Source organism: Pantoea sp. MBLJ3, assembly GCF_000816655.1.
Classification (GTDB): domain Bacteria; phylum Pseudomonadota; class Gammaproteobacteria; order Enterobacterales; family Enterobacteriaceae; genus Pantoea; species Pantoea eucalypti.
On record NZ_JSUT01000007.1, the window covers coordinates 105,762 to 113,881 of the forward strand.

The 8,120-nt window shown below is 54.0% G+C and carries 7 protein-coding genes and 1 riboswitch; of the genes, 5 read left to right on the plus strand and 2 right to left on the minus strand.

Annotated elements, in window-relative coordinates; translation table 11 throughout:
• Positions 1-169 precede the first annotated feature (169 nt).
• Positions 170-1,087 carry a DNA-binding transcriptional regulator OxyR gene (gene oxyR / locus NP77_RS14055; RefSeq protein WP_003851204.1) on the plus strand — a complete coding sequence of 306 codons (918 nt, stop codon included), beginning with the start codon at positions 170-172 and terminating at the stop codon, positions 1,085-1,087.
• On the opposite strand, the gene sthA is transcribed toward oxyR, so the two are convergent.
• Positions 1,070-2,470 (minus strand): Si-specific NAD(P)(+) transhydrogenase, encoded by a 1,401-nt coding sequence (gene sthA, locus NP77_RS14060; protein WP_003851201.1) that lies wholly within the window; start codon positions 2,468-2,470, stop codon positions 1,070-1,072. The two genes, oxyR and sthA, sit on opposite strands and share 18 nt — an antisense overlap.
• A gap of 192 nt (positions 2,471-2,662) precedes the next feature.
• Between sthA and fabR the strand changes: the two genes are divergently transcribed.
• The gene (gene fabR, locus NP77_RS14065; protein WP_003851200.1) at positions 2,663-3,310 is read left to right on the plus strand and encodes an HTH-type transcriptional repressor FabR; all 648 of its coding nucleotides are present in this window, start codon (positions 2,663-2,665) and stop codon (positions 3,308-3,310) included.
• A 14-nt stretch (positions 3,311-3,324) separates the two neighbouring features.
• Positions 3,325-3,678 carry a YijD family membrane protein gene (locus NP77_RS14070; protein WP_003851197.1) on the plus strand — a complete coding sequence of 118 codons (354 nt, stop codon included), beginning with the start codon at positions 3,325-3,327 and terminating at the stop codon, positions 3,676-3,678.
• A gap of 49 nt (positions 3,679-3,727) precedes the next feature.
• Here NP77_RS14070 and trmA read toward each other — a convergent pair whose 3' ends face one another.
• Complete coding sequence (trmA, locus tag NP77_RS14075; protein WP_003851194.1) at positions 3,728-4,831, minus strand: tRNA (uridine(54)-C5)-methyltransferase TrmA; 1,104 nt, start codon at positions 4,829-4,831, stop codon at positions 3,728-3,730.
• A 110-nt stretch (positions 4,832-4,941) separates the two neighbouring features.
• Positions 4,942-5,125, plus strand: a riboswitch (cobalamin riboswitch).
• Positions 5,126-5,193: 68 nt separating this feature from the next.
• On the opposite strand from trmA, the gene btuB reads away from it, so the two are divergent.
• Together btuB and murI are read left to right on the plus strand one after the other, a co-directional pair.
• Positions 5,194-7,074: a TonB-dependent vitamin B12 receptor BtuB gene (gene btuB / locus NP77_RS14080; RefSeq protein ID WP_039660608.1), complete on the plus strand. Its 1,881-nt coding sequence runs from the start codon at positions 5,194-5,196 to the stop codon at positions 7,072-7,074.
• Complete coding sequence (murI, locus tag NP77_RS14085; protein ID WP_033762375.1) at positions 7,019-7,870, plus strand: glutamate racemase; 852 nt, start codon at positions 7,019-7,021, stop codon at positions 7,868-7,870. The genes btuB and murI overlap by 56 nt, the downstream gene beginning before the upstream one ends.
• The last annotated feature ends 250 nt before the right edge of the window (positions 7,871-8,120 follow it).

An 8,120-nucleotide genomic window follows, 5' to 3' on the forward strand; every position in this document is an offset into this window, starting at 1 on the left:
CTCAGCCTCTGTATGGCCTGCGCACAGAAGCCGCAGCTGGCTTTATAGAGATGAAGACAGACTCCTGAGCTTTTTGTTGCGCGCATTATTCCCAACCACCCTTGATAGGGCCAATCGTTCATTGCTATTCTATCTATCGCCACGGGCTATCGTGGTTTGGAGGGTAATAATGAATATTCGTGATCTTGAATATCTGGTTTCGCTTGCTGAACACCGTCATTTCCGCCGTGCGGCGGATGCATGTCATGTCAGTCAGCCCACGTTAAGCGGGCAGATCCGTAAGCTGGAAGATGAGCTGGGTGTGATGCTGCTGGAGCGCACCAGCCGTAAAGTGCTGTTCACGCAGGCAGGTTTACTGCTGGTGGATCAGGCGCGTACGGTGCTGCGTGAAGTGAAAGTGCTGAAAGAGATGGCCAGTCAGCAAGGGGAAGCGATGTCAGGTCCGCTGCATATCGGCCTCATCCCGACCACCGCGCCGTATTTACTGCCACAGATTATCCCGACGCTGCACCAGACCTTCCCGAAACTGGAGATGTATCTGCACGAAGCGCAGACGCAACAGCTGCTGTCACAGCTCGACAGTGGCAAGCTCGACTGTGCGATTGTTGCGCTGGTCAAAGAGAGTCAGGCCTTTATCGAAGTGCCGCTGTTTGATGAGCCAATGAAGCTGGCTGTCTATGCCGATCATCCGTGGTGCGATCGCGATCGTGTGCCAATGTCCGATCTGGCCGGCGAGAAATTGCTGATGCTGGAAGATGGACACTGTCTGCGTGACCAGGCGATGGGATTCTGCTTTGAGGCGGGTGCCGATGAAGATACCCATTTCCGGGCGACCAGTCTTGAGACACTGCGCAATATGGTGGCGGCAGGCAGTGGCATTACGCTGTTACCGGCGCTGGCAGTTCCACCAGAGCGTATTCGCGACGGTGTCTGTTATCTCACCTGCTACAAACCGGTGCCACAGCGCACGATCGCGCTGGTCTATCGTCCGGGTTCACCTCTGCGCAGCCGTTATGAACAGCTGGCAGAGGCAATTAAAACCCACATGGCACACTATTTCGACGCTGCGTTAAAACAGGCGGTTTAAGCCGTTTAACGCCGCAACGCGATAGGCTTCGGCCATCGTCGGATAGTTAAAGGTGGTATTCACGAAGTACTCAATCGTGTTGCCACCATTTTTTTGCTCCATGATCGCCTGACCGATGTGAATGATCTCAGCGGCACGCTCGCCAAAGCAGTGGATCCCCAGAATCTCTTTGGTTTCCCGATGGAACAGAATCTTCAGACTGCCAACGTTCATGCCCACAATCTGCGCGCGTGCCAGATGTTTAAACTGCGCGCGGCCCACTTCGTAAGGCACCTTCATTGCCGTCAGCTGCTGCTCGGTTTTACCCACGGAGCTGATTTCCGGAATGGTGTAGATACCGGTTGGGATATCTTCAATCAGGTGTGCTGACGCTTCCCCTTTGATAATCGCCTGTGCGGCAATACGGCCCTGATCGTAGGCGGCTGAGGCCAGGCTTGGATAGCCAATCACGTCACCGACGGCATAAATGTGCGGCTGCGCTGTCTGATACATGCTGTTCACTTTCAGCAGGCCACGCCCATCGGCTTCCAGACCGACGTTTTCCAGCGAAAGGGAATCGGTGTTACCGGTGCGGCCGTTGGCGTACAGCAGGCAATCCGCTTTCACTTTCTTGCCCGACTTCAGATGCATGATGACGCCATCTTCCACGCCTTCGATCTTCTCAAACTCTTCATTGTGACGAATCACTACGCCGCTATTCCAGAAGTGGTATGAGAGAGAATCCGACATCTCCTGATCGAGAAACGCCAGCAGGCGATCGCGGGTATTAATCAGGTCAACTTTGACGTTGAGACCACGGAAAATCGATGCATATTCACAGCCGATGACGCCAGCGCCGTAAATAATGACGTGACCCGGTTCGTGGTGCAGATTAAGGATAGAGTCGGAGTCGTAGACGCGGGGATGCGTAAAGTCGACATTATCAGGATGGTAAGGCCGTGAACCACAGGCGATAACAAACTTCTCTGCCGTCAGCGTCTCACGCGTGCCATCAGGTTGTTCAATCTCAATCGTATTGGCATCAACAAAATGGGCATCGCCCTGATAAAGCTCACAGCGGTTACGCTCGTAGAAGCCCTGGCGCATGGCTGTCTGCTGGCTGATCACGCTTTCAGTGTGATTAAGAATGTCGGCGAAAGAGGAGCGAAGCAGTCGGGTATGATCGCTGTAGAGCGGGTTTTGGTTGAATTCGATAATGCGACTGACGGCGTGGCGAAGGGCTTTGGAAGGGATGGTTCCCCAGTGCGTACAGCCGCCGCCGATGTTGTGGTAGCGTTCGACCACGGCGATGCGCGCTCCCTGTTTTACCAGCCCCATCGCCGCCCCTTCACCGCCGGGCCCTGAGCCAATCACAATGGCATCGTAATCGTAAGACTTTTGCATACCGATACGTCCTATTATTTATACATTTTTACAACGAGATTCTAACATCTCGTCGCGCACTTCTGAATTCTATCAGCGATTTTCATCACATTTTGACAAAGTGTGAGGTTCACAGGCAGTGACAAAGAATGCCAATCTGTACGCTGAAAATTTTGCTATAGTGCCCGCTCAACACCGCTAAAGGCAGAGAGAATGGGCGTCAGAGCGCAACAAAAAGAACGTACACGACGTACACTGATTGAAGCAGCGTTCAGTCAGCTCAGCGCCGAACGCAGTTTTGCCAGTTTGAGTTTGCGGGAAGTTGCCCGTGAAGCGGGGATTGCACCCACCTCCTTTTATCGTCATTTCAAGGATGTTGATGAGCTTGGCCTGACGATGGTGGACGAAAGTGGGCTGATGCTGCGACAGCTGATGCGTCAGGCACGACAGCGTATCGCCAAAGGCGGCAGCATCATTAAAACGTCGGTGTCGACCTTTATGGAGTTCATCGGTAACAACCCCAACGCTTTCCGCCTGTTACTGCGTGAACGTTCCGGCACCTCTGCTGCTTTCCGTGCCGCCGTGGCGCGTGAAATTCAGCACTTTATCGCTGAACTGGCTGACTATCTTGAGGTCGAAAATCGCATGCCGCGCAGTTTTACCGAAGCGCAGGCTGAAGCGATGGTGACCATTGTCTTCAGCGCCGGTGCAGAAGCACTGGACGTTGATGCTGAGCAGCGACGTAAGCTTGAGGATCGGCTGGTGTTACAGCTGCGGATGATCGCCAAAGGCGCTTATTACTGGTACCGCCGTGAGCAGGAACGACTGGCGGTCACCCTGGAAAAACCCGAAGAGCAATGAGTAAGGATCAGTTCATGACCCACCCAGGTACCCGCGATAAAAGCACTCTGGCACTGGCTTTTATTACCGGCTTAGCGATTAACGGTTCGTTTTCTGTGCTGTTCAGCGCCTTTGTTCCCTTTTCGATTTTTCCGCTGATTGCGCTGGGTCTGGCGGCCTGGTGTCTGCATCAGCGGTATCTCAACACCAACATGCCGGACGGCATGCCAGGTCTGGCGGCGGCGTTTTTCCTGCTGGGGATTCTGGTTTATAGCGCGCTGGTGCGGGCAGAATACCCGGACATTGGCTCTAATTTCGTTCCCACCGTTCTGATGGTCGCGCTGGTGTTCTGGATTGCGACGCGGTTTAAGCGCAAGCGTAATCAGTAGGGATATCGGCAGGGAAAAAAAACGGGAACCTCAGGGTTCCCGTTTTTGTTTACGCTTTACGCGTCAGCAGCACACCGCATTCCATGTGGTGGGTGTAGGGAAACTGATCAAACAGCGCCAGCCGCGTCACGTCGTGCGTTTCTGACAACGTCTGCAGATTGTCGCTCAGGGTTTGTGGGTTGCAGGAGATATAAAGGATGCGCGGATACGCCTGCACCATTTTCACCGTCTCTTCATCCAGGCCGCTACGTGGCGGATCGACAAAAATCGTCTCGCATTCGTAGCTGGTCAGATCAATCCCTTCCAGACGATTAAAGCTGCGCACGCCATTCATCGCCTGAGTAAACTCTTCCGCCGCCATGCGAATGATCTGCACGTTATCAATCTGGTTCACGGCAATGTTGTATTGGGCCGACGCAACAGAAGGCTTGGCGATTTCCGTTGCCAGAACGCGGCGGAAATTGCGCGCCAGCGCCAGCGAGAAGTTGCCGTTACCGCAGTACAGTTCCAGCAGGTCACCCTGTGAATCCTGCGTCACATCCAGCGCCCACTCCAGCATCTGAATATTCATTGCCGCGTTAGGCTGGGTAAAACTGTTCTCGACCTGACGATAGATAATCTCGCGACCTGCAACCGGCAGACACTCATCCACATAGTCGCGATCCAGACAGATTTTGGTTTTGGTCGCACGGCCAATTAACTGCACATTCAGACCTTCCGCACGCAGTTGATCACGCAGCGCGGCGGCGGCCTGCTGCCACTCATCATCCAGCTTGCGATGATAGAGCAGTGAAATCACAATCTGATTGCTCATGGTTGACAGATAGTCGATCTGGAACAGCTTGTGACGCAGGGTGCGGTTATCACGGATCGCGGCGATCATCTTTGGCATCAGCTGATTGATCAGCTGGCTGGCTGCCGGGAACTGATCGACCCGGATCCGCTCGCGCGTCTGCTGATCAAAGATGATGTGATAGATATCATCACCGTCGTGCCACAGGCGGAATTCGGCGCGCATCCGATAGTGGCTGACCGGCGAACGGAACACCTCCACGTCGGGCGCAGCAAACGGCGTCATCATCGTCTCTAAACGACTGACTTTTTCCGCCAGCTGTGCGTCATAGTCTTCAATGGGGAGATGTTCGGGTGTCATGAGTAATCCTGATTAATAGCTTACCAGCGGGCGATTGTAGGCATTCACTTGCTGATGTCCAGTCCCACAGCGATAAGATATTTAGCAGTCTGGACTTCCGTATCTCCACTCCGTAGACTGCAGACGCCGGCCTCAAGCCCGAGTTAATAGGGAATCCAGTGTGAATCTGGAGCTGACGCGCAGCGGTAAGGAATGTCGTGATGAGTGCAATTGCAGACACTGTCCTCCGGGATGGGAAGTCATCATCATTTATGGTTCCCAGCCCGAAGACCTGCCGGTGTAACGTCGCTACTCGTACAATCATCGCGTTCTATTGATTGTCGGCCTGCGGCATCCTGCTTCGTCTTATGGATGCGATTAAAATGACAAAAAAAACTGCATCGCTGTTCGCTCTGAGCGCAACGGCGATTTCTCTCTGGGCGCAAAACGGTTTTGCGCAGGGGAATGATGATACGCAAATCGTTACTGCCAACCGTTTTGCCGAACCTGTTTCCGGGGTGCTGGCGCCGACAACCGTCGTCACGCGTGATGAGATTGATCGCTGGCAGGCCAAAAGTCTGACAGATGTGATGCGCCGTCTGCCGGGTGTCGATGTCGCGCAAAGCGGCGGGCTAGGGCAGCAGAGTTCGCTGTTTATTCGGGGTACTGAGTCCAGACATGTGCTGATCCTGATTGATGGTATCCGGCTTAATCAGGCGGGTATTACCGGTTCGTCCGACCTCAGCCAGATCCCCCTGTCGCTGGTGCAACGCATCGAATATATTCGCGGCGCACGTTCCGCGGTTTACGGTTCTGATGCCATTGGCGGCGTGGTGAATATTATTACGGGCCGATCGCAACCGGGCACGACGCTGACGGCGGGCATGGGATCCAACGGCTATCAATCGTATGACGGCTCAACTCAGCAGATGCTGGGCGACGCGACAAAGCTTACCCTGGCAGGCAACTATACCTACACCAAAGGGTATGACGTTGTGGCGGGCTATCCCAATGACTATGGCCCGGCGCAGCACGATCGCGACGGCTTCATGAGCAAAACCCTGTATGGCAACCTTGAGCATCAGTTCAGCGATGAACTCAGTGGTTTTGTGCGCGGCTATGGCTTTGATAACCGCACTGCCTATGACGGGTCATACACGTATGATGACAGCTTCACGAATATCATCGGCCTGGCGGATACCCGTCAGCTCTACAGCCAGACCTGGGACACCGGTTTACGCTTCAACCGCGACGTCTACTCCACCCAGCTTATTGCCAGTTATGGCCATACCAAAGACATTAACTACGATCCGCGCAATGGCCGCTACGGCGCTGCATCCACCTTTGATGATGTCACCCAGTACAATCTGCAGTGGGGCAATACCGTGCAGGTGGCGCAGGGCGCCGTCAGTGCGGGTGTGGACTGGCAGAAAGAGACAACGGAACCGGGCACGAACTATTTATCAGATGGCTATGAACAGCGTAATACCGGCCTCTACTTGACCGGGCAGCAACAGTTTGGCAGCGTCACTCTTGAGGGTGCGGTACGTGGTGACGATAACAATCAGTTCGGCTGGCATAACACCTGGCAGACGGCGGCGTCATGGGAGTTTATTTCCGGGTACCGCGCGTTCGCTTCGTATGGTACTGCTTTCAAAGCGCCTAATCTGTCGCAGGTATACAGCCCATTTTATGGCAACCGCGACCTCGATCCTGAAAAAAGTAAGCAGTGGGAAGGCGGCTTTGAGGGGCTGACCGGGCCGGTGAACTGGCGCGTGTCGGGCTATCGCAACGACATTGATGACCTGATTGAAGGCGATCCGCAGACCTTCCGCTACTACAACATTGAGAAGGCACGTATTAAAGGCGTTGAAGCCACCGCTGGATTCGATACCGGGCCGCTGACGCATCAGCTCTCATATGATTATGTCGATGCGCGGGATGGCAGCACCGATCAGCCGCTCGTTCGCCGGGCTAAGCAGCAGGTCAAGTATCAGCTTGACTGGACACTGCATGAGTTTGACTGGTCCGTGACTTATCACTATCTGGGCGACCGTTATGATACCGACTTCAACAGCACGCCCAGCCGTCGTGTGAAATTAGGCGGTGTCAGCCTGTGGGATCTCGCCGTCTCATATCCTGTCACTTCACAACTCACGGTTCGTGGTAGAATTGCCAACCTGTTCGATAAAGATTACGAGACAGTGTATGGCTATCAGACTCCAGGACGAGAGTATTACCTCAGCGGCAGCTACAACTTCTGATTTGCGTCCCACCGTGCTGGTGTTTGATTCCGGCGTCGGTGGGCTTTCTGTCTATGATGAGGTCCGTCAGCTGTTGCCGGATCTTCATTATCTCTACGCCTTCGATAACGCTGGATTCCCTTACGGCGAGAAAAGCGAAACCTTCATCGTGGAACGCGTGGTCGCTATCGTTGAGGCCATTACACAGCGTTATCCTCTCTCATTAGTCATCATCGCCTGCAATACAGCCAGCACGGTTTCATTGCCTGCTTTACGTGAACGCTTTGCGTTTCCTGTCGTGGGTGTGGTTCCGGCGATTAAACCTGCCGCGCGCCTGACGCGAAATGGTGTGGTCGGGTTGCTGGCGACGCGGGCTACAGTGCGCCGTCCTTATACCCACGAGCTGGTGGCGCAATTCGCCGGTTCCTGCAACATCGAAATGCTGGGATCGGCGGAGCTGGTGGAACTGGCAGAAGCTAAGCTACACGGTGCTGAGGTTGCACTGGATGAGGTGCGCCGTATTGTTCAGCCGTGGCTGCGGATGGCTGAACCACCGGACACGGTTGTTTTAGGCTGTACGCACTTCCCTTTACTGCGCGAAGAGCTGCAGCAGGTGTTACCTGAAGGGACGCGTCTGATTGATTCCGGTGCGGCAATTGCCCGACGAACAGCCTGGCTACTGGAACATGAAGCGCCTGAAGTAAATTCTTCGCAACAGAACGTCGCATTCTGCACGGAGCTGGATGGTGAAGCGGTACAATTATCACCCGTTTTACAGCGTTATGGCTTCCCGTTGCTTGAAAAACTGGCGCTTTAGCGGCTTTTCGCTGAAAAAAGAAGCACTCGAAATTATATTTGAAATTAGCACTTGTCAGCCTCCGAGAACTCCCTATAATGCGCCTCCACTGACACGGCACAACGGCTTACGAAGCGCCGGGTTGAGTAGGTTCGAAATCATACGAACCAGTGAGTTAAGCGAAAATAAATGCTTGACTGACAATGCGGAAAGCGTAATATACGCAGCCCGCGCCGCAGTAAATCGCGGCATGCTCTTTAACAATTTATCA

Coding starts and splice junctions, on each gene's coding strand:
- oxyR (WP_003851204.1), top strand. CDS start 170: ATGAATATTCGTGATCTTGAATATCTGGTTTCGCTTGCTGAACACCGT.
- sthA (WP_003851201.1), bottom strand. CDS start 2,470: ATGCAAAAGTCTTACGATTACGATGCCATTGTGATTGGCTCAGGGCCC.
- fabR (WP_003851200.1), top strand. CDS start 2,663: ATGGGCGTCAGAGCGCAACAAAAAGAACGTACACGACGTACACTGATT.
- NP77_RS14070 (WP_003851197.1), top strand. CDS start 3,325: ATGACCCACCCAGGTACCCGCGATAAAAGCACTCTGGCACTGGCTTTT.
- trmA (WP_003851194.1), bottom strand. CDS start 4,831: ATGACACCCGAACATCTCCCCATTGAAGACTATGACGCACAGCTGGCG.
- btuB (WP_039660608.1), top strand. CDS start 5,194: ATGACAAAAAAAACTGCATCGCTGTTCGCTCTGAGCGCAACGGCGATT.
- murI (WP_033762375.1), top strand. CDS start 7,019: ATGGCTATCAGACTCCAGGACGAGAGTATTACCTCAGCGGCAGCTACA.